Source organism: Schauerella aestuarii (assembly GCF_009866805.1).
GTDB classification, from domain to species: Bacteria; Pseudomonadota; Gammaproteobacteria; order Burkholderiales; family Burkholderiaceae_B; genus Schauerella; species Schauerella aestuarii.
This window is the reverse complement of record NZ_SIZW01000042.1, coordinates 754992-779047: the sequence shown is the minus strand read 5'-3', so window position 1 is coordinate 779047 and position 24056 is coordinate 754992. Positions and strand designations below refer to the sequence as shown.

Sequence of the window (24056 nt, the reverse complement as noted above, 5' to 3'; positions counted from 1 at the left end):
GTCGGAGCTTCCCTTCATGAGCACTCGTCGTACTTTCATTCGTCAATCCGCAGCCGCGGCGGCCGTGCTGGCCGCACCGTGGACCTTGCGTGCGCAATCCGCTCCGGCGATCAAAGTGGGTGTATTGCACCCGGTGACGGGCGCCTTGGCCTATTCCGGCCAGCAATGCCGCTTGGGCGCCTTGCTGGCGATCGAAGACATCAATGCCGCCGGCGGGATCAAGTCGATGGGCGGTGCCAAGCTCGAAGCGGTCTTGGGCGATGCGCAATCGCGCCCTGAAGCCGGATCGGCCGAAGTGGAAAAGCTCAACGAAGCTGGCGTGTCGGCAATCGTGGGCGCGTACGGTTCGGCCATCTGTCTGGCCACCACGCAAACCGCCGCCAAGTACAACCTGCCGCATGTGGTTGACGTGGGCGTGGCGGATCAGATTGTTGAGCGCGGACTGAAGAATACCTTCCGCTTCGGTCCTGGCTACCGGGCGTGTACGGACCGCGCGGTCAACGATCTGGTGGCGATGAACAAGGCGGCCGGCAATCCCGCCAAGACGGTGATGATCGTGCATGAAGAGTCGTTGTTCGGATCGGGCACGGCGGATCTGCTGTCCAAGGCGTTGCCGCCGTTGGGCTTCGAGGTGAAGGAAGTCGTCAAGCATCCCAACCCCACACGTGACTTCAACAATATCGTGTTGCGGATGCGGTCGGTCAATCCGGATATCGTGATTCCCGCCAACTACTACAACGAATACGCGCTGCTGTTGCGCGCCATGAAGCAGCAGAAAGTCGCACCCAAGGCGATCTATTCCGTTTTGGGCGGTGCGGCATCGAGCTACAAGTTTCTGAAAGAGTTCCCGGAAATCGCCAACGGCATCATCGACTGCAACCACTGGTTCAATCCCAAGGATGCCCGCATCGCACCGCTGAAAAAGCGTGTGGAAGAAAAGGGTGCGTTCTTCAGCTATGAAGTGTTCATGACCTATACGGCCATGTTCCTGCTGGCCGACGCGATCGAACGGGCCAAGTCCAGCGATCGCGAAGCGATCACCGAGGCGCTCGCCGCCAGCACGTTTGCCGACAGCTTCATGCCCTACGGCCCCACCAAGTTCGTCAATGGCCAGAACACCGGCGCGCAGCCGTTGCTCACGCAAGTGGTCGATGGCGACATCAAGGTCATCGTGCCCGAGGCATTCCGCGAAACGAACGCGGTGTTTCCGCTCAAGGCGTAGGTCACACACATGCTCGAATTCGGCATCCTCTTCCCTTCGATCCTCAACGGCCTGACGACGGGCGCGGTGTACGCGCTCATCGCGTTGGGCCTGACCCTGATCTACGGCGTGCTGCACATCATCAACTTCGCGCATGGCGCGGCGTTGATGATGGCGCTGTACGGCGTGTATCTGCTGCACGACCGCTTGGGCATCGATCCTTATGTGGCGTTGCCGCTGGTGATGGCGGCGATGTTCGTGCTGGGCTATGGCGTTCAGCGCGGGATCATCAACCGCGCCAGCCACGGCAAGGACGAGAACATTCTGCTCGTCACGCTGGGCTTGTCGATCGTGCTGGAGAACCTGGCGCTGATCTTCTTCAAGTCGGACACGCGCACCATCGATACGCCGTACACGCTCTCGACGGTCGAGATCGGGCCGGCGTTGATCGCGTTGCCCAAGCTGATCGCCTTCGGCGGCGCATTGGCGATCTGTGCCGTGCTGTTCTGGATGATGCGCAGCACCGATCTCGGCCGTGCCATTCGTGCCGTGGCGAAGGAAAAGCAGGGTGCCAAGCTGATGGGTATCGATGTGGAGAAGGTATATGCGGTGTCGTTCGGCATCGGCATGGCCTGTCTGGGTGCGGCCGCGTGCTTTCTGCTGCCGGTGTACTACGTCAATCCGCAAGTGGGTTCGGGCTTCGTGCTGATCGCCTTCACCATCGTCGTGCTGGGCGGAATGGGGAGCTTTACGGGCGCGTTGATCGGCGGCCTGCTGGTGGGCGTGATCGAGTCGCTGGGCGGCCTGTTTCTGGGCGATTCGCTCGGTCAGGTCGGCATCTTCGTTCTCTTCATCGTGACCTTGTTGTTGCGTCCGCAAGGCCTCTTTGGATCGAAAGCATGAACCTGCGAGATTTGATATTCATTGTGCTGTTCGCCGTGGGCGTGAGCGTCATCACGTTGGTCACGTCCTCGGGCGTATGGCTGACCTTCATCATGATGTCCCTGTATGCGGCGCTCTTGTCGCAGGCCTGGAACATCCTCGGCGGTTACGCCGGCCAGTTGTCGTTCGGGCACGCCTTGTTCTTCGGCGTGGGTGCGTACACGCAAGCCGTGGCGCAGTTGTCCGGCGGCATCAACCCCTGGGTGGGGCTGGTCATGGCCATGGTGGCCGGTGTGATCGTGGCGTTGATCGTGGGGGCACTGACCTTCCGGTATGGCTTGAAGGGCTCCTACTTCGCACTGGTCACGCTGGCCTTTGCCGAGGTGTTTCGCATCCTGGCGCTATCGGCGAGCTTTACCGGCGGCGGCGTGGGACTGATGGTGCCGTTGCGCGGCTCGATCGCCAATATGCAGTTTGCCTCGCGCCATGGCTACATCTTCCTGCTGCTGGCATTCGTGGTTGCCGCTTTGCTGGTCACGGCCTGGTTGCGCCACTCGCGCACCGGGGCCTACATGCAGGCGGTGCGTGATAACGAAGACGCGGCGCGTGCCGTGGGCGTCAATCCATTTCAGGTCAAGCTCAAGGCGATTGCGCTGTCGGCGGCGTTCATGAGCGTGGCGGGCGCGTTCTACGTGCAGGTCTTTCAGTACATCGATCCCGGTATCGCCTTTGGGCCGGCCGTGTCGGTCGAAGCCCTTGTCGGCGCGATCGTGGGCGGCGTCGGCACGTTGTGGGGCCCGATTCTGGGCGCCGTGGTGCTGCATCTGCTGAGCGACGTTACCCGAAATATGTTTGGCGAAATTCCGGGGATCAGCATGGTGATCTACGGCACCGTGCTCGTGTTGATCGTGATGTTCATGCCGCGCGGCGTGGCGGGTAGCGGGGTTTCCATCAAACGCCTGTTCAGCCGAGGAGGGCGCGGCAATGGCTGAGATCCTCTTGAAAACGCAAAACGTGGGCATTGCGTTCGGCGGCCTGAAAGCCGTGCAGGACGTGAGCCTGCAGATCGAGGCCGGCACCTTGACGGCACTGGTAGGCCCCAACGGCGCCGGCAAGACCACGTTGTTCGGCCTGCTGTCGGGCTTCTTGAAGCCCGGTGAGGGCCGCGTCGAGTTTCTGGGCCAGGATGTGACCGGTCAAGCGCCGCACGTCACGGCACGGATGGGCCTCACCCGCACCTTCCAGATCGTGCAGCCGTTCGCCGCGCAAACGGTGCGGGAAAATATCGCCGTGGGCGCGCATATGCACACGGGCAATCGGCGTGAGGCGCTGGCGCAGGCAGCCGAAGTGGCCGCGCGCGTCAATCTCACGTCGCAGCTCGACAAGCCTGCGTCCGATCTCACCGTGGCGGGCCGCAAGCGCCTGGAGCTGGCGAGGGCATTGGCCACGCAACCGCGCCTGCTGCTGTTGGACGAAGTGCTCGCCGGCCTCAATCCCAATGAGATCGCCGAGATGATTCCGGTCGTGCGCGGCCTGGTCGACAGTGGCGTGACCGTGCTGATGATCGAGCATGTGATGCAGGCGGTGATGAGCCTGGCGGGACACGTGTGGGTGCTGTCGCAAGGCAAGTTGATTGCATCGGGTAGCCCATCTGAGGTGACGGCCGACACCGCTGTGATCGAAGCCTATCTCGGCCACGGCGCCGCCAAGCGGTTGGCCGGGCAAGGAGTGAAGGTATGACGCCGTTATTGGATATCCGCCAGCTGCGCGCGGGGTATGGCCGGGTGGAAGTGCTGCGCGGCGTGGATCTACACGTGGGCGAAGGCGAAATCGTGGTGCTGCTGGGCAGCAACGGCGCCGGCAAATCCACGCTCAACAACACGATCTGCGGCCTGTCGCAGGCGTGGTCGGGCGAAGTGCAGTTCGATGGCCAGAACCTGTATCGCAAGCACTATCGGCAGGTGGTGCAATCGGGTTTGATTCAAGTGCCCGAAGGCCGGCGCATTTTTCCGAACCTCTCGGTGCGCGAAAACCTCGAACTGGGTTCCTTCACGCGCGGTCGGCCATCCCGGGCACGCAATCTGGAACGGGTGATGGAGATTTTTCCACGCCTGCGCGAACGCATCGATCAGCACGCCGGCACGATGAGCGGCGGCGAGCAGCAAATGGTGGCGATTGCGCGCGGCCTCATGGCCGAGCCGAAGCTGCTGATCCTGGACGAGCCGTCGCTGGGGCTCTCGCCCATGTTGGTGGAAGAGATGTTTACGTTGATCGCACGTCTGCATCGCGAAGGCTTGTCGATCCTGCTGGTCGAGCAGAACGTCGGCCAATCGCTTGAAGTGGCGCAACGGGCGTACGTGCTGGAAAACGGCACGGTGCGGTTTTCCGGTTCGAGCGCCGAATTGCTGGCCAGCGACGCATTGCGCCGGGCCTATCTGGGGATGTGATGACACACGTGCCGCAAACTCTGGCGCAGAAACTGCTCGCCGCCGCCAGCGGCCGCGCTTCGGTGGCGCCCGGCGAGATCGTGACCTGCAAGGTCGATCTCGCCATGTTCCATGATTCCAGCGGCCCGCGCCGCCTGCAGCCCATGCTCGATGAATTGGGTGCCGAGATCTGGGATCGCAACAAGGTGGTGCTGGTGATTGATCACTACGTGCCGGAACAGGACGACGAGTCACGCCGTATCGTGCGCATCGCGCGCGAATGGGCCCAACGCGAACGGCTCCCCAATGTGTACGACTCGGTGGGCATCTGCCATGTGGTCGTGCCGGAGGGCGGGCATTTGCGGCCGGGGATGCTCGCCGTAGGGGGCGATTCGCATTCGCCCACGGGCGGCGCGTTTGGCGCGTATATGTTTGGCGTCGGCAGCACCGAGATGCTGGGCGTGGTGGTGAAAGGCGAGATCTGGATCAAGGTACCCGACACCATCATGATGCAGTGGGATGGCAAGTTGTCTGACGGCGTAACGGCCAAGGACATGATGCTGCATATGATCGGCCGCTTCGGCATGAACGGCGGGCGTTATCAGGCGGTCGAGTTCTGCGGTGACGCGGTGCGTGCGCTGTCCATGCAGGAGCGCATGACGTTGTCGAACATGAGTGCGGAACTGGGCTCTCAAGTGGGCTTGATCGCCCCGGATGCCGTCACGCAGGCCTATCTTGCCGACGTGGGCGTCGCGCAAGTCGCGGTCGAGGGGTGGCATTCGGATGCGGATGCGCCGGCTGAAATTCATCGCTTCGATGCCGGCGCCCTGGCACCCCACGTGGCCGCGCCGCACAGCCCGGCCAACAGCCGCGCCGTGAGCGAGTTCGCGGGCACACCGATCGCGGCGGCCTATATCGGCGCCTGTACCGGCGCCAAGTTCGAGGATTTACGTGCAGCCGCCCGCGTATTGCACGGTAAGCGCGTGGCAGCCGGCGTGCGGCTGATGGTCGCCCCGGCCAGCAAGCGCGACCAGGATGCCGCAGCCGAGGCCGGCATCATGCAGACGCTGATCGATGCCGGCGCAGAAGTGTTTGCCACGTCGTGCGGCGCCTGTGCCGGTTACGGCGGCTCGATTCCCGACAATGCGAACACGATTTCAACCACGGCGCGCAACTTCAAAGGGCGCATGGGCTCGGCGAGCGCGCAGGTGTATCTCGCGTCGCCCTACACCGTGGCGGCCTCGGCCTTGATCGGTGCCATCGCCGACCCGCGCGAGGTGCTGGCATGACGAACGCCGCGACCCACCGCGCCTGGCGCGTCGGCGCCGATGTCGACACGGATCAACTGGCGCCCGGCGCCTATATGAAATACGGTTTGGACGAGATTGCCAAGCACTGCCTGGAAGGCGTGCGGCCCGAGTTTGCCGCCGGCGTGCAGCCGGGCGATGTGCTGGTGGCCGGGCCGAACTTCGGCATCGGTTCGTCGCGCGAGCAGGCGGCACAAGCCCTGGTGAGCTTGGGCGTGCGCGCCGTGATTGCACCCGCGTTCGGCGGGCTGTATTTCCGCAATGCCTTCAATGTGGGCTTGCTGCTGCTGACGTGCGCTGAAGCCGAGCAGATCGAGGATGGCGAGCACATCGCGATCGATCCGCGTGCGGGCCATGTGATCCGTGCCGACGGCAGCCGCCTGGCCTGCGAGACCGTGCCCGATTTCCTGCTCGAGATGGTGGATGCGGGCGGGCTGATGAATCAATTGAAGTTGCGATTTTCGAAGGATGCGAAACATGCTTGACGCCGTGACCCTGGCCGTACTGAAAGGGCGCCTGGAACAGATTGCCGACGAGATGGATGCGACGCTGTACCGCAGCGCCTTCAATCCGATCATCGCCGAAGCGCACGATGCCTGCCACGGTATCTACGAGGCCGAAACGGGGGCGACACTGGTGCAGGGCAAATCGGGCTTGCCGGTGTTCGTGGGCGCCATGGCGTTCGCGGTGCGCGCGGCGATCAAGGTGGCGGCCACGCGCGGCGGCATGATCGATGGTGATGTGTGGCTCTTCAACGATCCCTACGAAGGGGGCACGCACGCCAACGACTTCAAGCTGGTGCGCCCCGTGTTTCGTGGCGGCAAGCTGTTTTGCTTCATCGCGTCGGCCGCGCATTGGCACGACGTGGGCGGTGCCGTGCCGGGCAACTACAACCCGGCGGCCACCGAATGCTGGCAGGAAGCGGTGCAGATCCCGCCCGTGCGCATCATGCGTGCCGGCGTGCTGGACGATGACGTGCTCGCCATCCTGAAGGCCAATACCCGTTTGCCGGACAGCCTGTGGGGCGACCTCAACGGTCAATTGGCAGCACTCGAGCTGGGTGCGCGCCGCCTCGACGGCTTGCTGTCCGAATATGGCGACGGCGTGGTGCTGGAATCGTTGACCACGCTGCGTGCGCGCGCCGTGAAATTGATGCGGGCGCATATCGCGGCGTTGCCCGATGGCGAGTATCGCTTCGACGACACGCTCGACAACGACGGCGTGAAGGATGAGCCGCTGTCGATCGCGCTGACCATGACGGTCAAGGGCGACCGCATGACGCTGGATTTTTCCCGCACATCGCCGTCGTGCGCCGGACCGGTCAATATCTCGCGCGCCACGGCCATCGCCGCATGCTACGTGGCACTCAAGCATCTATTTCCCGACGTGCCGGCCAATGCCGGTGTGCTCGACGCTGTCGATTTCGTGATGCCCGACGGGTTGTTGATCACCGCCGAGCGGCCGCGCCCGGTGGGCGGCTATACCGAAACCATCCTGCGCATGATCGATGTGATCTTTTGCGCGATGGCGCAGGCGGCACCCGACCGCGCCATGGCGCAGGCCTACGGCACGATCAATGCCTTGTCGATCGCCGGTCATCGCAGCGATGGCGAGCGCGCCGGCCAGCGCTGGGTGATGTTCAGCTTTTTCGGCGGTGGGCATGGCGGGCATTCGCAAGGCGATGGCTTGAGCCACGGCAATGCGCCGATCTCGACCGCCACCATTCCGCCCCTGGAAATTCTCGAGGCCGCGTATCCCGTGCGTTTCACGCAGTGGGCACTGCGCCCGGATTCGGGAGGCGACGGCACGTATCGCGGTGGCCTGGGCGCCATCTATGAAATCGAACTGCTCGAACAAAGCGCCGAAGTGTTCATCTTCGGCGAACGCGGCCGTTCGGCACCCAAGGGCATTGCCGGCGGCTCGCCGTCGATCGCCAACCGCTTCACCTACCAGCGCGATGGCGCCTGGCAGACCCCGCCCATGGCCTCGAAGATGCTCGGGATCCGCCTGAAGCAAGGCGAGCGCGTGCGGCTGGAGACCCCCGGGGGTGGCGGCTACGGTCCGCCCGCAGGGCGTGCCGATAGCGCGCGCGAGAACGACCGCGCGATGGGTTATGTGACTACCGAAAGCTTGAAGGAGAATGCAGCATGAGCCGTACGGACGCTGCTCCGTTGGTCGTGGGCGTCGATGTTGGCGGCACGTTTACCGATTTGTTTGTGCTGGATGAAGCACGTGGCACGGCCCGCATCGTGAAGGTGCCGTCCACCCGTGGCGAAGAGGCCCGGGGCTTCATGAACGGGATCGATCGCGTGGGTGAGGGCGCCGATGCGTCCATCATCTCGACGATCGTTCACGGCACCACAGTGGGCACCAATGCCTTGCTGGAACGCAAGGTGGCGCGCACCGGTCTCATCACCACCACCGGATTCCGCGACGTGCTGGAAATGCGTCGTCGCGATCGCCCCGCCACGTGGGGATTGCGCGGCAGCTTCGAACCCATTGTGCCGCGCGACCTGCGCCTGGAAGTGGACGAGCGCGTGCTGGCCGACGGCAGCGTGCACACGCCCGTCGATCTGGATCAGGTCACGCAAGCCGCGCACGCCCTGCTGGCGCAGGGCTGCCAAGCCGTCTGCGTGTTTTTCGTGAATGCCTACGCCAATCCTGCCAATGAAGCCGCCGCGGTCGCCGCCGTGCGCGCCGTCTGGCCCAACGGCCATGTGACGGCCGCTACCGAAGTGCTGCCCGAGATCCGCGAATTCGAGCGCTGCTCGACCGCCACGCTCAACGCCGCATTGCAGCCCGTGGTGGGCAGCTACCTCGAGCGGCTCGACCGGGATTTGAAACAGCACGGCTTCGCCGGCGAACTGCTGGTGGTGCAAAGCAACGGCGGCATCATGTCGCGCGAAACGGCCTGCGATATCCCCATCCGCACCGCGCTGTCCGGCCCTGCGGCCGGCGTGATTGCCTGCGCGGAGATTGCGCGTGCCGCAGGCTTTGCCGATGTGGTCACCGGCGACATGGGCGGCACGTCGTTCGATGTCTCGCTCGTGGCCGATGGCCAGGCCTCGTTGGCCGCGCAAACATCGATCGATTTCGGCATGGTGGTGCGCGCGCCGATGATCCAGATCGAGACTATCGGAGCCGGCGGCGGCTCGATCGCCTCGGTGGATGCGGGTGGCTTGCTGCAGGTGGGCCCCGAGTCGGCAGGCAGTATTCCCGGCCCGGCATGCTATGGGCGCGGCAATACGCGGCCGACGGTTACCGATGCGAATGTGCTCCTGGGCCGCATTGCCGCCGATCGGCCGTTGGGCGGCGGCCTCCTGGCCGCGCTGGATCTGGAAAAGGCGCGCGCCGCCATCGCGACGCACGTGGCCGAGCCGCTCGGGCTGGATCCGCACACGGCGGCAGAGGCCATCCTTACGGTGGCCAACGCGAAAATGGCGGGGGCGATTCGTCTGGTGTCGATCGAGCGCGGACACGATCCGCGCAAGTTTGCCTACATGCCGTTCGGGGGCGGTGGTGCGCTGCATGTGTGCGCGATGATGCGCGAGGTGGGCACCCGTACCGGCATCGTGCCGCGCTACCCGGGTGTGACCTCGGCCCTCGGCTGCGTGATTGCCGACATGCGTCACGATGCGGTGCAAACCTTGAACCGGTCGCTCGCCGAACTCGATCTGGCGGACGTGACCGCACGTATCGATGCGCTCACGCAAAGCTGCGATGATCGACTGAATTCCTCGGGCGTGGCTTTCGAACGCGTCGAGGAAGTGATCGAATTCGACATGTTGTATGCCGGTCAGAGCCACACGATGCGCGCTGCCGTGGCGCGCGATGCGCTGTCGGTCGAAGGCATTGGCGCCAGTTTTGAAGCCGCCTACCGAGCCGCCTTCGGACGCGCGTTGACCGGCATTCCGGTGCGGGTGATGAACCTGCGCTATGCCCGTATCGGCGTGCGTCCCAAGTTCGATCTGGCGGTGCTCGCGCCCACCGCCACCGAGATGCCCAAGGCATTGGGCACCCAACGCATCTATCACGACGGGCAATGGTGGGATGCCACGCGCTACGCGCGTCTGGACCTCCCCGTCGCCACCGTGATCGAGGGCCCCGCCATTCTCGAGCAGCCCGACACCACCATCTGGATCGAGCCGGGCTTCAATGGCCGCGTCGATACGCTGGGCAACCTGATCGTGGAACGCGATGCCGCGACGGACATGAACACGGGAGACGCATAACCTCATGCATGCTATCGATCCTCGCAAAACGGCTTTGATCATCGTCGATCTGCAGAACGACTTCATTGCACCCGACGGCGCCTACGCCTTGGGCGGCGCGGCGTCGCGTGAGGCGCAAGCCTTGCCGGCACGCGTGGCGCCTGTCGCGCAAGCGCTCAAAGGGCAGGGCGGTCTGGTGGCAACCAGCCAGTTCACCCTGTGGCCCGATGCCAAGGGCGATCCCATGATTTCGCCACATCTCAAAGCCTTGCGACCGTTTTTGAAACGCGGCGACTTCGCCATGGGCAGCCGCGGCCACGCCAACGTCGACGCCATTGCCGGCCTTGTCGATGTGTCCGTGTTCAAGGTCGCGTATTCGGCGTTCTTCAATACGCAACTCGATTGGGTGTTGCGGCATGCGGGTATCGACACGGTTGCCGTGACGGGCATCGTCACCAATGGCGGGGTGGCCAGCACCGTGCGCGATGCGCACATGCGGGAATATCACACGATCGTGTTGGAAGACGGTTGTGCGGCGAGCACGCCGGCCGCTCATGACGCCGCCGTTGCAGACCTGCGTACGGTGAGCGATGTAATGACCTGCGCGGCGTTTGCCGCGCTGCTCGGCGCATGACGGGCGCGGGTCCCATGAGCGGCGCACCCCGCTCTGCGGGGGCGACGGTGCCACCGATCGACGCGCACCGTTCGCCATCGCACGCCGCCGTGCCGTCCCTTCGGCGCGGGACGCCGGCGGGCGACGACGTGCTGCATTTGCCTGTCGTCATCGTCGGCGCCGGGGCGTGCGGGCTGACGGCGGCGTTGACGCTCAGTGATGAACACGTCGACTGCGTGGCGCTCGAGCGCGATGTGGTGCCCAGTGGCTCTACCGCGCTGTCATCGGGCTTCGTGCCGGCAGCCGGCACCCGCGTACAGGTTGCCGCCGGCATCGTCGAATCGCCGGCCGATTTCGCCGCAGACATTCGCGACAAAACGCACGGCACCGCCAACGAACCTTTACTGCAGGCCTACACTGAAGCCATCGCGCCGGCTCTGGACCTACTGCAGGCGCGTCACGGCTTGACCTTCGAATTGCTCGACGGTTTTCTGTATCCGGGTCATCGCGTGCGCCGCATGCACGCATTGCCTGAGCGCACCGGAAGCGCATTGATGGGGGCACTGCAGCGTGCCGCTGACGCGGCCGGCACGTATGTGCTCACACAATCGCATGTGTGCGAGCTCTGGTGCGATGAAGACGAGCGCATCACGGGCGTGGGTTACGTCCGTCCCGATGGCACGATCGAAAGGCTGCGTTGCGACGCCTTGATCCTGGCCTGCAACGGCTTCGGCGGCAATGCCGCCATGGTGCGCGAGCTGCTGCCGGAGATGAAGGACGCGGCCTTTGGCGGCCATGCCGGCAACGATGGCAGCGCGATCGCCTGGGGCCAGGCCCTGGGCGCGCGTCTGGCGGACATGGGCGGCTACCAGGGGCATGGTTCCTGGGCCGTGCCGCAGGGTGCGCTCATCTCGTGGGCCATCATGATGGCCGGCGGCATCCAGATCAATGCGCGCGGCGTGCGATTTCACGATGAAACGCAAGGCTATTCGGAGGCGGCGGTGCATGTGCTGCAGCAGCCCGGCGCACTGGCGTGGAATGTGTTCGACACGCCGTTGCTCGCGCTCGGCCGCGAGTTTCCTGATTTCTGCGATGCCGAGCGCGCGGGCGCGGTGCGCGAGTGCGCAACGCTCGAGGCCTTGGCGGCGCTGATCGGCTGCGACGTGTCGGTGCTTGAAGCCACCATCGCCGATCGCAGCGATCGCAGCGATCGCCGGGCCCTCACTGCGCCGTTCTACGCCATCAAGGTCACTGGCGCGCTGTTTCACACGCAAGGCGGTCTGGATATCGATCCGGATTGCCGTGTGCTGCGTACCGATGGCACGCCGTTTCCCAATCTGCTTGCCGCAGGCGGTGCCGCCCGCGGTGTATCGGGCAATGCCGTGTGGGGCTATCTATCCGGCAACGGTTTATTGAGTGCCATTGCAGGCGGCTTCATTGCCGCCCGTACTGCAGCGGCCCTCGTCGCACAAGGCACATCCACAGGAGAGACACGATGACGCAGTCCACGCTCAAGCAACGTTTGTCGCAATCCGGCGCGGTGCTTGCACCCGGCATCTACGACGCGCTGTCGGCATTGATCGCCGAGCAGGCAGGCTTCGAGGCGCTCTATCTGTCCGGTGCCTCGATCGCCTACACCAAGCTCGGACGTTCCGATATCGGGCTCACCACGTTCAGCGAGGTTGAAGAGACGCTTGCCCGGATTACCGAACGCGTCACCACGCCGGTGATCGTCGATGCCGATACCGGCTTCGGCAACGCCCTCAACACGCAACGCACCGTGCGGGGCTTCGAACGTGCCGGCGCGGCGATGATCCAGCTGGAAGATCAAACCTTTCCCAAGCGCTGCGGCCATCTGAGCGGCAAGGGCGTGGTACCGGTGGCTGAAATGTGCGGCAAGCTGCGCGCCGCCGTCGACGCGCGCCACAGTGCCAATACCCTGATCCTCGCACGTACCGATGCGGTCGCGGTCGAAGGGCTGGACGCAGCACTGGATCGCGCCGAAGCGTATCTGGAATGCGGTGTGGACGCGCTGTTCGTCGAAGCCTTGCGCACGCCCGAACAGATGGACCGCGCTTGCGCGCGATTTGCCAGTCGCATTCCGCTCTTGGCCAATATGGTCGAGGGCGGTCAAACGCCCATCGAAAGTGCCGACGAACTCACCCGACGCGGCTTCAAGATCGTGATCTTCCCCGGCGGTACGGCGCGCGCGGCGGCGCACGCGCTGCAAGGCTATTACGGCAGCCTGAAGCAGGCCGGCACCACCGCGCCGTGGCGCGACCGCATGCTCGACTTCGACCAGTTGAACGACGTGATCGGCACCCCGGCACTGCTCGAACAGGGTAAGCGGTACGATGCATGACAAGCGGGCGCATAGGCTCGCAGTCATCCACCCTGCCGAGGAGTTCGTATGAACGTTGTGATGCTTGCCTACCCCCGCATGACCCAACTCGATTTGACCGGACCCTTCGAGGTGCTGGCCAAGGTCAAGTCGCTCTCGCTGCATCTGGTCTGGAAAGACACGGCACCCGTCGTGGACTCAGGCGGGCTGGCCATTGTGCCCAGTGCCACGTTCGAATCCGCGCCCCAGGCCGACATTCTTTTCGTGCCCGGTGGACCAGGTCAACTGACGCTGATGGAAGATGAGGAAACGCTGGAATTCCTGCGTCGCCAAGCGGCCGGTGCGCAGTATGTGACATCGGTGTGCACCGGATCGCTGGTGCTCGCGGCGGCGGGGCTGTTGACGGGCTATCGCGCCACCAGCCATTGGATGTCGCTCGACCAACTGGCGCATTTCGGCGTGGAGCCCGTGTCGGAACGGGTGGTGTGGGATCGCAATCGCGTCACCGGCGCCGGCGTGACCTCGGGTATCGACTTCGGCTTGCAGCTCGTGGCCGGCCTGTTTGGCGACGATGAGGCGCAGCGCGTGCAGTTGGGTATGGAATACGACCCGCAACCGCCGTTCGATTCAGGCTCGCCCAAAACGGCCACGCCGGAACGTGTCGCCGCGGCACGTGAAGCGTCGAAAGCCTTCCAGGCAGAGCGCGATGAGGTCGCCAAGCGCGCGGCCGCACGCTTGGCCAAGCGGATGGTGCACTGAGGCGAGTTAGCCGAATATCGCCATCGCGACATATTGCCTTGGCAAAAAAATGCCCCCTGCGAAAGATCTTGTCGACTTTCGCAGGGGGCATCTAGCGCCTGTGACGCGGATCAGACTGACTTCGCGGTCTCGACCACGGGCACTGTCGATCGTTGCCGCATACCACTCCATAGACCCCACGCCAGCAGCACGGCGGTCAGAATCAGCAGCCACAAGCTGATCGGACGTCCGACGAAGGCATCGGTGACACTGCCGCGCGAGAGCAGCATGGCGCGCCGGAAGTTTTCTTCCAGCATGGGGCCCAGCACGTAGCCGAGCAGCAGCGGCGCCGGCTCGAAGTGGAGCACCCGCAGCACATAGCCGGCAACGCCGAAGAGCAGCACAGCGTACACATCGAAGACGTTGTTGTTGACCCCATATACCCCGATGCAGACGAACATGATGATCGCCGGGTACAGCATGTGATACGGAATCGTCAGCACACGCACCCACAGACCGATCATCGGTATGTTGAGGATGACCAGGATGACGTTGCCGATCCAGAAGCTCATGATCAGCCCCCAGAACATCTCTGGCTGCTCGCTCAGCATGGCCGGTCCGGGCTGGATGCCATGGATCATCAGCGCACCGATGATCAATGCCATCGTCACACTGCCTGGAATGCCGAGCGTCAGGGTCGGGATGAACGAGGCCATGTCCGAGGCGCTGTTGGCGGTTTCGGGAGCCATGATGCCTTCGATGGTGCCCTTGCCGAAACGCTCCGGCGTCTTCGAGACCCGCTTTTCAACTGCGTAAGCCATGAAGGCCGCCACGGTGGGGCCCACGCCGGGCAGCACGCCCAGCCAGGCGCCAATGCCCGAACCCCGGGCCATCCCGCCCCAGGAGCGCTTGACCTCATCACGCGTGGGCAGCATGGACTTCATCGAGACGTCCATCTTGCGATCGGCCGCCTTGACATGGTTGATGCTGGCGATGATCTCGGTGATGCCGAAGAGGCCCATCGCCAGTGCGACGATGCCGACCCCATCCATCAGTTCCGGGAATCCGAGCGTGAAACGCGCGACGCCCGAATTGACGTCGGTGCCGACCAGCCCGAGCATCACACCCCCCACAACCATGGTGATGCCTTTGATCGCCGAACCGGCGGACACGACCGAGGCCGCTACCAGACCCAGCACCATCATCGCAAAGTACTCGGCTGGGCCGAACTTGAACGCGATATTGGCAATAGGCTCCGAGAACAGCATCAGCATGATGATGCCGACGCTGGCGCCAACGAACGAGGCAAACGTCGTCATGAGCAGCGCGACCCCGGCCCGACCCTGCTTGGCCATCGGAAAACCATCCAGACACGTTACGGCGTTGGCTGGCGTGCCGGGAAGATTAAGCAGGATCGAGGCGGTCGATCCGCCATAGGTGCTGCCGTACCAGATACCCGCCAGCATGATCACAGCGGCGGTAGGGTCCAGGTGGTAGGTGATCGGGAACAGAAGCGACATGGTCGCCAGCGTCCCGACGCCCGGAATCACGCCGATCAGTGTGCCGAGCGAAACGCCGATGATGCACCACAGTAGGTTGTTCCAGGCGAGCGCGGTCGTCAGACCGATAAGTAAGTTATCGAGTAAACCGTCCATTTCTATTCTTTCCTACCAAGGCCAGGCGAAGGCGGGGACATACAGTCCCAGGCCCACCTTGAAGATCAGGGTTGCGCCGACGGCAACTGCCGAGGCCAGGATCAGCGATCCCTTCCACGACATTTTGCGATCCGAGATACCGGCGAGTACGGTTTGCGCGAGAATCGCGGGTATTAAGCCAAACGGAACGAGCATTAATGCAAATGCCAGCGTCGAAAGGCTGATCCAGATAAGCGGTCTGAATTCGATGACTGGCATTGGCCCTGCGCGCATTAATGCAGGAATTATTATTACGATCCCGCACAATATCAGCAGGCCGCTCACGAGCGCAGGAAAGTACCCTGGTCCCATCCGTGAGAGCGTACCCAGGCTGAATGCGGTCAGCGAGTGATACATCGCACCTGCACCCGCAAGCACGATCAATCCGCCACCGATTAAGTCCCGGTAGTCGACTCGACGCATAGCGTTGTCCCCTAATTGGTTTTTGAATACTGCGTCACTTTATTTGTGAAACGCGACCACGATTATCGTCTTGCGGGGGTGTATGGCGTCAAGAAGGTTCGCATTACGATTTCGTAATGTTCGGGGGGTTGATTATTTTATTTTCAGGCGGCCAGAAATATCGCGTTGAAAAATTGGATCGCGCATATTTGAAGTCGCTTCCAAGTAGGCGTTCGCGAACGCATTGTCTGCTGCGCCCTGGATCATTCATTTCCTACTGTATCTGCGCCTGCCGCAGATACGTTGCGGCGTTGAACGACCCATTGCGCGAAACATGCGAGATACGCCCCGCCGGTGTAATGCATTCCAAGGACAGGGCGCACGTCGATGCGCCACCACTCAACCCTTCACCCCTCGATGTTCTTGGAAACCACTATGAAAACCTGCTTTACCCCTATCGCAATCGCCCTCGCAGTTCTCTCTGCCGGATCCGTGGCCCACGCGAACGAAGAAACCTACGTTCCGCCTGCGTTCTCGACCCTTTCACGTGCTGAAGTGAAAGCCGACCTTGCCGCATGGACCGCGGCCGGTCTGGCTGAAGCAGCGCGCGGCGAAGCAACGCCAGACATCTACAGTTCTCAATACCGCACCAAGTTGGCGGTTTACCAGCACAAGCGTCATGTCGCGATGACGACTGAGCCGCAACGATAAGCGCCCGGGCGATGACTCATCCCCTATCTGCCCTTGGTGTCGGCCACACCCTTATCAGCGTCGTACCCGTCATCGTCGGCATATACAGCTTCGCTCGCCACCGCGGGATTCAGGCCGGGACGCGCTCTGGTCAACTTTATTTGGTTGGCGTACTGCTGTCAGTGCTGACGTCGTTTGGGCTCTCGTCAAGCGGGCGATTCAACGCCGGTCACGCGTTGGGCATCCTGGCACTCCTGACGTTGGTTGCTGCGTTGGCCATTCCGCAGATTCATCGCCTTGGCCGGGCGCGACGGTATCTGTCTCAGTTGGCATTCACATTCAGTTTTTTTCTTCTGCTGGTGCCCGGCATCAACGAGACGCTGACCCGTCTGCCCGTTTCTCGTCCACTCGCAGCGGGGCCGGATTCGCCCATCGTGCGCGCCGCGCTGGCGACGTGGGTCGTCATCTTCGTGCTGGGGGCGCTGGCGCAGTGCTGCTTGACACGCTTGCAGCGTCGTCGCACGCAGCCTATCTGACACGGTTCGCTTTTTCCCATTTCTCGAAAGCATGACGGCGCGGCTTTCGATGGTTTCCCTACGTTTATGCGTCATGGTTTTTCACGGTGCAGGTTTGCATCGATCAGGAGAGTTCGTATGTACGGTTCAAGACTTCAACGATTTTTCATCGGCAGCATCTCAGTCGCGGTACTTGCAGTGGGTGGTCTGAGCGCTGCGACGGCTGCCGGCGCAGCCGATCAAAGTGAGCGTGTGCGGGGCGCAGTGACCTCGCTGGCAGGCAATGACCTTCATGTGAAGTCACGTGACGGATTGCCGGTGACCATCAAGCTGACGGAAGGCTGGACGGTATCGGCGGTAAAGAAAGCAAGTATCAGCGACATCAAGCCGGGAGATTTTGTCGGCATCGCGTCGCTACCGAAATCGGAGGGGGGCGACGGTGCACTCGAAGTGCTGATCTTCCCGCCCGCGTTGAAAGGGCTTGGAGAAGGCAGCTACGGATGGGATCTGAAACCCAACAGCACCATGACCAACGCAACGGTGGGAGACGCGGTGAAGTCGATAAACGGTAGCGTGGTGACCGTCAACTACCACGGTCAGGACAAGAGAATCGCCATTCCGAACGGGACGCCTGTCGTCACGCTGACCCCCGCGCAGCCAGAGGATGTGAAGCCGGGTGCGGTCGTTTTCGTACCCGCCAGGAAGGGGGCCGACGGCAGCCTGTCTGCCGGCCAACTGATTGTGGGTAAGGATGGTGTCGTCCCGCCGATGTGATGTCGTCACCCATTGCCGGCTGGTGCCTCGCGCCAGCCGGAAGGAGGTTGCATGAAACACTTTGATTTTTCTCGCTTGCCCTTCTTGTGTGCGCGCGCGCCTCGCCAGTGGGTTCGTCGACATTCGTTGGCGGTGCGCGTGACGCACTGGGTAAACGTCGTGTGCTTTTCTGTGCTGCTGCTTAGCGGATTCCAGATATTCAATGCGCATCCTCGGCTGTACTGGGGGAAGTATGGCGCGGATGCGGACAAGGCTTTCATCGCTATCGGTTCGCGGAAACTTGAAGACGGCTTACACGGCTTTTTCCAGATCGGTAATCTGAGCATCGAGACCACGGGGGTGCTTGGCGCCTCTCGCGAAAGCGAAGCACTCGCGGCACGTGCGTTCCCGAGCTGGCTCACCATCCCCTCGTACCATGATCTCGGGGCAGGCAGAAACTGGCACTTTCTTTTTGCCTGGCTCCTGGTGATCAATGGTTTTTTCTACTTGGCGCATGGATTCTGGCGCGGTCACATCCGCCGCGATCTGGCACCCACTCGGGACCAGTTGACGCTCGCGCATCTGCGCCAGGAAGTAGTCGACCATGCGCGCCTTCGGTTTCCCAAGGGGGCTGAGGCGCGACGCTACAACGCGCTGCAAAAGCTCACTTATCTGAGTGTGGCACTCCTATTGTTGCCACTGATGGTGCTGACAGGGCTGACGATGTCGCCCGGCCTGAATGCGGTCTTTCCATTTCTGCTCGATGTGTTCGGAGGGCGCTCCTCCGCACGCACATTGCACTTCATCAGCGCGTCGCTCCTTGTGTTGTTTGTCGTCGTCCACGTGCTGATGGTTGTGCTGTCCGGCTTCTGGAACAACATTCGGTCGATGATCAGCGGACGTTACGCGATCGATCAATCAGGGGATAAAGAATGAATCCAGATCGCTCACGACGAAAGATTCTGGCCGCGCTGGCGGGCGGTGCCGGCGCGCTCATGCTGGCAGGATGCGATCGCATGACGCAAAGCACGCAGTGGGGTGCTGTGCTACGCAGCACCGAGCACCTCACCTTGGCCAGTCAACGGCGCCTGCTTGGCCGCGATTCGCTGGCCCGTGAGTACAGTGTGGCCGACATCTCACCCGTGTTTCGCGCGAATGGCACGCAGGCACCGGATTCAGAGGACTACAATCGTCTGCTTGAGGGCGGCTTTGCCGATTGGCGCTTGCAGGTGGATGGGTTGGTGGAGAACCCGCTCAGCCTGTCGCTGTCCGAGCTGAAGCATTTGCCGTCGCGCACGCAGATCACACGTCACGATTGCGTTGAAGGGTGGAGCGCCATCGGACAGTGGCAAGGGGTTGGGCTCGGAAAAATTCTGGATGTGGCCCGCTTGAAACCGGGTGCCAGGTACGTGGTCTTTCATTGCGCCGACGAGCTTGAGGTGACCTTCGACGGCAGCGGCCGCTACTACGAGAGCATCGATCTGTTCGATGCTTACCATCCCCAGACCATTCTTGCCTATGCGATGAACGGCAAGGATCTGCCTGTGGCGCACGGCGCGCCGCTGCGTCTCCGGGTGGAAAGGCAGTTGGGCTACAAACACGCGAAATACGTGATGCGTATCGAGGTCGTCTCCGGGTTCGACATGTTGGGCGGTGGGCGCGGCGGATACTGGGAAGATCGCGGCTATGAGTGGTACGCGGGCATCTGATGGCGATGCCCATCTCGCTCGCGTAGAAGGTACGGCTACCGCTATTTCATTCCGTTTTGTATCGCGCTGGCAGGCGTACACAGTACGACACTCAGCGCGGTCTTGCGCGCGTGTTTGTTGTCTAGAATGTTCCCTGGTTGCACGGCGTTGCCGCCATTCAGCCCCGCAGCTTTCCTCACTCAGTCAGAGGTTCCGCAGATGGATCAGCTCGATCACATCATGATCGTCGACGACGATCGGGAAATTCGTGAACTTGTCGGAAATTTCCTCAAAAAGAACGGGTTGCAAGTTACCTTCGCCGCTGATGGGCGGCAGATGCGCGCCTTCCTGGAAAGCATGAGTGTCGATCTGATTGTGCTCGACATCATGATGCCGGGTGACGATGGTCTGGTGCTGTGCCGAGAGTTGCGCAGTGGCAAACACCGCAAGACCCCGGTGCTGCTGCTGACTGCTCGCAGCGATGACATGGACCGCGTGATCGGTTTGGAAATGGGCGCCGATGATTACCTGGTGAAGCCGTTCGTCGCACGAGAACTGCTCGCCCGCATCAATGCGGTACTGCGCCGCACGCGGATGCTGCCGCCAAATTTTCAAATCACCGAGCCCGGCCGTCTGATCCGATTCGGGCACTGGCGACTGGATACCACCGCGCGGCAGCTTCTCGACGCGGAAAACACCATCGTATCGCTGAGCGGCGCCGAGTATCGCTTGCTGCGGGTCTTTCTGGATCACCCGCAACGTGTGCTCAACCGCGACCAATTGTTGAATCTGACGCAAGGGCGTGATGCCGACATGTTTGGCCGCTCGATCGATCTGTTGGTCAGCCGCCTGCGCCAGCGGCTGGGTGATGATGCCCGCGAACCTGCCTACATCAAGACGGTGCGCAGCGAAGGGTACGTGCTGTCGACGTCGGTCGAAGTGCAGGAAGAATCGTGACGCAAACGATGCACGTCATGCACTATCTGATAAGAATTTGGCCCCGAAAAATGATGACGCGGTTGTTTCTCATTTTTTTCGTCGGCCTCGTCCTGGCGCATGCGATGTCGTTTGCGCTCTTGTTCTACGAACGTTACGACGCAACGAAGTCGTTGATGGTGGGCGACCTGGAACGCGAGTTGAGTATCGCGGCCATTACGCTCGATCGGTTGTCGCCGGCGGAGCGGCCAGAGTGGCTGATGCGCTTGTCCAGTGGCAATCGGCAATACCGGCTTGGGCCCGGTGAGGCCGACCAACCCTTGCGCCTCGCGGCGGCTCGAACGGCCGTCGAATCGATCAGATCGGCGCTCAGCAGCTCATATCCGGTCGTGTTTCACGCCATGGCCGATGACGACAGCTTTATCCAGGCGCGCATTACCCTGAGCGACGGCAGCAGCGTGGTGCGTGACATACACGCGGCGATGCCACCGATGGCAGCGTGGCTGCCGGTGGTTCTGGCTGGGCAATTGGCGCTCTTGGTGGCCTGCGCCTGGCTGGCCGTCCGGCTGGCCGTACGTCCGCTGACACGGCTTGCGCAAGCGGCCGAGCGGCTTGACGTCGACCAGGTCAGTCCGCGCCTGAACGAGCACGGGCCGATCGAAGTTGCCCGGGCCGCAGTGGCATTCAACGCGATGCAGGATCGCATCGGAAGCTACCTCAAAGAACGTATGCAATTACTCGGGGCGATTTCACACGACCTGCAAACGCCCATCACACGCATGAAGTTGCGCGCTGAATTCATGGACGATTCGGTCGATAAAACCAAGTTGACGCTGGATCTGGCGGAAGTGGAGCGTCTGGTGCGCGAAGGCATCGACTACGCCCGCAGTGCGCACGGGACGGAAGAAAAATGCGTGCGGATCGACGCCCACGCATTCCTGGATAGCATCGTGTGCGATTATCAGGACACCGGGCAGCAGGTGAGCCTTTCCGGCGAACATGTTGCCATCTTGAAGACGCGCCCACATGCGTTGCGACGTGTACTGTGCAACTTGATCGACAATGCATTGAAGTTTGCCGGTGCGGCTGAAGTGTGCGTTCAGGATACCGGGCCGCAAGGCGTGTCGATTCTCGTACTGGACCGGGGGCCGGGTATCGCGGCGGCGGAACTTGACGCGGTGTTTCAGCCGTTCTATCGGCTTGAGGTGTCGCGCAATCGAAATACGGGAGGGACGGGGTTGGGCCTGGCCATCGCACGGCAGCTCGCAGTCGTGCTTGGTGGATCGCTGGTGCTGCACAATCGTCATGGGGGCGGCCTCGCTGCGGAGGTACGCATACCGGCCAATCCGCAGTGATGACACGTGACGCGATGGCATCCAACGGCTAGCGCGTGCTCCGTAGTGTGTAATCGGCCATGATCGACCAATCGCGGTCTGCGCCGCCCGCATCGACTGCGCGGCGCATTTGTTCATGCACAGCGGCCAGCATGGGCAACGGGGCGGCGAGCGTTGCTGCCGCCTCCTGGGCCAGACGCAGATCCTTCAAGCCCAGTGCGGCTTTGAAGCCCGGCGTGTGCTCACCTTCGCTGATGAGTTTTGAATACACCTGGTACGAGCGACTGCCGAACAGCGTTCCCAGGATCAACTCAAAAAAGTCCGTACGCGATACGCCGTTGGCATCGGTCAGCGACACGGCCTCCGCCATGGATTCGATGGCCATGGCGATCATCATGTTGCATGCGATCTTGGCCGCATGTGCGCCTGGGGGATGGTCGCCAAGCGGCCAAGTGCGTTTACCGATCGCTGCAAACAGCGGCTGAACCTTTTCCAACGCGTGGGGCTCGCCGGCCGCCAGAATATTCAGCTCTCCCTTGGCAGCGACGTCGGGGCGGCCCAGTACCGGCGCGGCAACATAGGCGATGCCTGCCTGCTTATGGTGCTCGACCAACGCTTGCGAAAAGTCGACCGATATGGTCGAACTCACCACATGCACCAACCCCGGCCGCGCTGCACGCAGCACGTCAGCGTCGAGCAGCACGCTACGGATGGCGACATCGTCTGACAGCATGGTCAGCACGGCATCCGCTTGAAATGCGTCGCTTGGCGTCGAAACCATCGTTACGCCAGGCATTTCACCACCGGAGCGACTCCAGCCTTTCACGCTGTGCCCGGCAGTTATCAAATTGGCAGCCATTGCACGCCCCATGGCACCTAAACCAATCAGTCCGATTTCCATGTCAAATTCCTTTGAGGATAAAAAATATATCTACGTGGTTGATCGGGATGCATTCAACGTCGTATCCCAATAGCCGATTAAAAGAACCGCCGATAATCTTTACGTTTATGCACGGGACCGAAGTTGACGGAAGCCGAATGCATTCTCGGCCCGTCGATCCAGGCTAGAGCACTGGCGAGAGACCACCATCGATCCTGAGGTTGATGCCTGTGATGTATCCGGAGATCGGGCTGGCAAGATAGGCAACAGCTGACTCCGCAGTAGCGCGTGAGACCTGCCTTGGCGCCGACGGCTCGGTCGCGCATGTCTCACGCACGATCAGAATGATCCAGGGGCGCTGGAAGTTGCCGATTCTCTTCAGGCTGTATGCCGATCCGTCAATGCGCACCCTTCAACTCAAGCGGGACCTGCCTGGCATTTCGCAGAAAATGTTGACGGCGCATTTGCGGGAACTTGCCAACGATGGCTTGATCGATCGCGTGGATTACGGCGAGCGTCCTCGCAGGGTGGAATACCACCTGTCGGAAGGGGGGAGGGCGCTTCTGCCCGTGCTGATAGCGATGCGGCAATTCTCAGTCGAGCGTATGTCGTCTTAACGCATGCCGCCGGATCCCAGGATCACCTCACCGGTGACCCAGCCGGCATCGTCAGAGGCGAGGAAAGAAACGATCGGCGCGATGTCCCGCACCTGACCGATGCGGCCAAGGGGCGTCAATCCTTCATTCCAGGTCTGGAAGTCGGAGTCCATGGCGCCGGCCGCATGCGTGCCTTCCGTTTCGATCATGCCGGGGTTTACCGCATTGACTCGGATGCCACGCGGGCCAAGTTCGCGCGAGAGCACGCCGGTGATCGCATCGACCGCGCCCTTGGTGCCGCTGTAGATGGCACTCTCGGCTGGAAGAACGCGGGTCACGAATGAGCTGATGTTGATGATGCAGCTGCCGCGGCCAAGATGGGGCGCGGCTGCGCCGGCGACCAGCAGCGTGCCGAGCACATTGATGTCGAACTGCTGGCGATAAAGCGCTTCGGTAGTTTCTTCGATCTTGGCGAATTGATATATGCCGGCATTATTCACTACGATGTCCAAATGGCCGAAGCGCTGGATGGCGACGTCGATCAGCGCGTCAACATCTGTCTTGACGCGGACGTCCGCACGCACGGCCACAGCCATTCCACCTGCGGCCTCGATGTCGGCGACTACGTCGTCAGCACTGCTTTTGCTCGAGATGTAGTTGACGATGACCTTGGCGCCATCGGCTGCGAGCTGGCGTGCGATGCCCGCGCCGATGCCCTTCGAGGCGCCCGTCACGATGGCAACCTTGTCTTTTAATTTGTTCATGGTGTGAGATCCGTCCAGAGTGATGAAGGCCCGACTGGGCGGCTTCGATCTGGATGCCATGTTGGCCCTGACAAGGATGTTTGAG

Annotated in this window: 25 protein-coding genes; 21 read left to right on the top strand and 4 right to left on the bottom strand. The window is 62.3% G+C overall.

Annotation, left to right across the window (positions count from 1 at the left end; all coding sequences use genetic code 11):
* Window positions 1-16 precede the first annotated feature (16 nt).
* Genes EYW45_RS18725 through EYW45_RS18665 form a run of 13 tightly spaced genes read left to right on the top strand, consistent with a single transcriptional unit; the run spans window position 17 to window position 13740 of the window.
* A complete protein-coding gene (locus EYW45_RS18725) occupies window positions 17-1222 on the top strand; it encodes an ABC transporter substrate-binding protein (protein ID WP_161136924.1) in 1206 nt (401 codons plus the stop codon).
* A 9-nt stretch (window positions 1223-1231) separates the two neighbouring features.
* On the top strand, window positions 1232-2104 hold the full coding sequence (locus EYW45_RS18720) for a branched-chain amino acid ABC transporter permease (protein WP_161136923.1): 873 nt from the start codon (window positions 1232-1234) through the stop codon (window positions 2102-2104).
* Window positions 2101-3075, top strand: coding sequence for a branched-chain amino acid ABC transporter permease (locus EYW45_RS18715; protein WP_161136922.1), 975 nt, complete (start codon window positions 2101-2103; stop codon window positions 3073-3075). Before EYW45_RS18720 ends, EYW45_RS18715 begins: the two co-directional genes overlap by 4 nt.
* Window positions 3068-3823, top strand: a complete 756-nt coding sequence (locus EYW45_RS18710) for an ABC transporter ATP-binding protein (RefSeq protein ID WP_161136921.1) — start codon at window positions 3068-3070, stop codon at window positions 3821-3823. The genes EYW45_RS18715 and EYW45_RS18710 overlap by 8 nt, the downstream gene beginning before the upstream one ends.
* Window positions 3820-4530: an ABC transporter ATP-binding protein gene (locus tag EYW45_RS18705; protein ID WP_161136920.1), complete on the top strand. Its 711-nt coding sequence runs from the start codon at window positions 3820-3822 to the stop codon at window positions 4528-4530. Before EYW45_RS18710 ends, EYW45_RS18705 begins: the two co-directional genes overlap by 4 nt.
* A complete protein-coding gene (locus EYW45_RS18700; protein ID WP_161136919.1) occupies window positions 4530-5798 on the top strand; it encodes a 3-isopropylmalate dehydratase large subunit in 1269 nt (422 codons plus the stop codon). Before EYW45_RS18705 ends, EYW45_RS18700 begins: the two co-directional genes overlap by 1 nt.
* Complete coding sequence (locus tag EYW45_RS18695) at window positions 5795-6301, top strand: LeuD/DmdB family oxidoreductase small subunit (protein ID WP_161136918.1); 507 nt, start codon at window positions 5795-5797, stop codon at window positions 6299-6301. The genes EYW45_RS18700 and EYW45_RS18695 overlap by 4 nt, the downstream gene beginning before the upstream one ends.
* On the top strand, window positions 6294-7967 hold the full coding sequence (locus EYW45_RS18690) for a hydantoinase B/oxoprolinase family protein (RefSeq protein ID WP_161136917.1): 1674 nt from the start codon (window positions 6294-6296) through the stop codon (window positions 7965-7967). Before EYW45_RS18695 ends, EYW45_RS18690 begins: the two co-directional genes overlap by 8 nt.
* A complete protein-coding gene (locus EYW45_RS18685) occupies window positions 7964-10048 on the top strand; it encodes a hydantoinase/oxoprolinase family protein (protein WP_161136916.1) in 2085 nt (694 codons plus the stop codon). Before EYW45_RS18690 ends, EYW45_RS18685 begins: the two co-directional genes overlap by 4 nt.
* Before the next feature lie 4 nt (window positions 10049-10052).
* Window positions 10053-10661 carry a cysteine hydrolase family protein gene (locus tag EYW45_RS18680; protein WP_161136915.1) on the top strand — a complete coding sequence of 203 codons (609 nt, stop codon included), beginning with the start codon at window positions 10053-10055 and terminating at the stop codon, window positions 10659-10661.
* A gap of 14 nt (window positions 10662-10675) precedes the next feature.
* Window positions 10676-12139, top strand: a complete 1464-nt coding sequence (locus EYW45_RS18675) for an FAD-dependent oxidoreductase (protein WP_161136914.1) — start codon at window positions 10676-10678, stop codon at window positions 12137-12139.
* Complete coding sequence (locus EYW45_RS18670; RefSeq protein ID WP_161136913.1) at window positions 12136-13002, top strand: isocitrate lyase/PEP mutase family protein; 867 nt, start codon at window positions 12136-12138, stop codon at window positions 13000-13002. Before EYW45_RS18675 ends, EYW45_RS18670 begins: the two co-directional genes overlap by 4 nt.
* Before the next feature lie 48 nt (window positions 13003-13050).
* Window positions 13051-13740 carry a DJ-1/PfpI family protein gene (locus tag EYW45_RS18665; protein WP_161136912.1) on the top strand — a complete coding sequence of 230 codons (690 nt, stop codon included), beginning with the start codon at window positions 13051-13053 and terminating at the stop codon, window positions 13738-13740.
* Between the two features lie 110 nt (window positions 13741-13850).
* Here the strand turns inward: EYW45_RS18665 and EYW45_RS18660 are convergent, their stop codons facing one another.
* Both EYW45_RS18660 and EYW45_RS18655 read right to left on the bottom strand, forming a co-directional pair.
* A complete protein-coding gene (locus EYW45_RS18660) occupies window positions 13851-15374 on the bottom strand; it encodes a tripartite tricarboxylate transporter permease (RefSeq protein ID WP_161136911.1) in 1524 nt (507 codons plus the stop codon).
* Between the two features lie 12 nt (window positions 15375-15386).
* The gene (locus EYW45_RS18655; RefSeq protein WP_161136910.1) at window positions 15387-15836 is read right to left on the bottom strand and encodes a tripartite tricarboxylate transporter TctB family protein; all 450 of its coding nucleotides are present in this window, start codon (window positions 15834-15836) and stop codon (window positions 15387-15389) included.
* Between the two features lie 414 nt (window positions 15837-16250).
* Here EYW45_RS18655 and EYW45_RS18650 point away from each other — a divergent pair, with 414 nt between their 5' ends.
* From EYW45_RS18650 to EYW45_RS18620, 7 genes are all read left to right on the top strand, one after another.
* Window positions 16251-16526 carry a DUF4148 domain-containing protein gene (locus EYW45_RS18650; RefSeq protein WP_161136909.1) on the top strand — a complete coding sequence of 92 codons (276 nt, stop codon included), beginning with the start codon at window positions 16251-16253 and terminating at the stop codon, window positions 16524-16526.
* A 161-nt stretch (window positions 16527-16687) separates the two neighbouring features.
* Window positions 16688-17041 carry a hypothetical protein gene (locus tag EYW45_RS18645; protein WP_328703651.1) on the top strand — a complete coding sequence of 118 codons (354 nt, stop codon included), beginning with the start codon at window positions 16688-16690 and terminating at the stop codon, window positions 17039-17041.
* 117 nt (window positions 17042-17158) lie between these two features.
* Entirely contained in the window at window positions 17159-17794 is a 636-nt protein-coding gene (locus tag EYW45_RS18640) for a hypothetical protein (protein ID WP_161136907.1), read from the top strand.
* Between the two features lie 51 nt (window positions 17795-17845).
* Window positions 17846-18709 carry a cytochrome b/b6 domain-containing protein gene (locus tag EYW45_RS18635; protein WP_161136906.1) on the top strand — a complete coding sequence of 288 codons (864 nt, stop codon included), beginning with the start codon at window positions 17846-17848 and terminating at the stop codon, window positions 18707-18709.
* Window positions 18706-19482, top strand: coding sequence for a molybdopterin-binding protein (locus EYW45_RS18630; RefSeq protein ID WP_161136905.1), 777 nt, complete (start codon window positions 18706-18708; stop codon window positions 19480-19482). The genes EYW45_RS18635 and EYW45_RS18630 overlap by 4 nt, the downstream gene beginning before the upstream one ends.
* A gap of 198 nt (window positions 19483-19680) precedes the next feature.
* Window positions 19681-20418: a response regulator gene (locus EYW45_RS18625; protein WP_161136904.1), complete on the top strand. Its 738-nt coding sequence runs from the start codon at window positions 19681-19683 to the stop codon at window positions 20416-20418.
* A 50-nt stretch (window positions 20419-20468) separates the two neighbouring features.
* On the top strand, window positions 20469-21752 hold the full coding sequence (locus EYW45_RS18620; protein ID WP_235939108.1) for an ATP-binding protein: 1284 nt from the start codon (window positions 20469-20471) through the stop codon (window positions 21750-21752).
* 28 nt (window positions 21753-21780) lie between these two features.
* Here the strand turns inward: EYW45_RS18620 and EYW45_RS18615 are convergent, their stop codons facing one another.
* Window positions 21781-22632 carry an NAD(P)-dependent oxidoreductase gene (locus EYW45_RS18615; protein WP_161136902.1) on the bottom strand — a complete coding sequence of 284 codons (852 nt, stop codon included), beginning with the start codon at window positions 22630-22632 and terminating at the stop codon, window positions 21781-21783.
* A 323-nt stretch (window positions 22633-22955) separates the two neighbouring features.
* On the opposite strand from EYW45_RS18615, the gene EYW45_RS18610 reads away from it, so the two are divergent.
* Window positions 22956-23228, top strand: a complete 273-nt coding sequence (locus EYW45_RS18610; RefSeq protein WP_161136901.1) for a winged helix-turn-helix transcriptional regulator — start codon at window positions 22956-22958, stop codon at window positions 23226-23228.
* Here the strand turns inward: EYW45_RS18610 and EYW45_RS18605 are convergent.
* Entirely contained in the window at window positions 23225-23971 is a 747-nt protein-coding gene (locus tag EYW45_RS18605; RefSeq protein WP_161136900.1) for a glucose 1-dehydrogenase, read from the bottom strand. The two genes, EYW45_RS18610 and EYW45_RS18605, sit on opposite strands and share 4 nt — an antisense overlap.
* Between the last annotated feature and the right edge of the window lie 85 nt (window positions 23972-24056).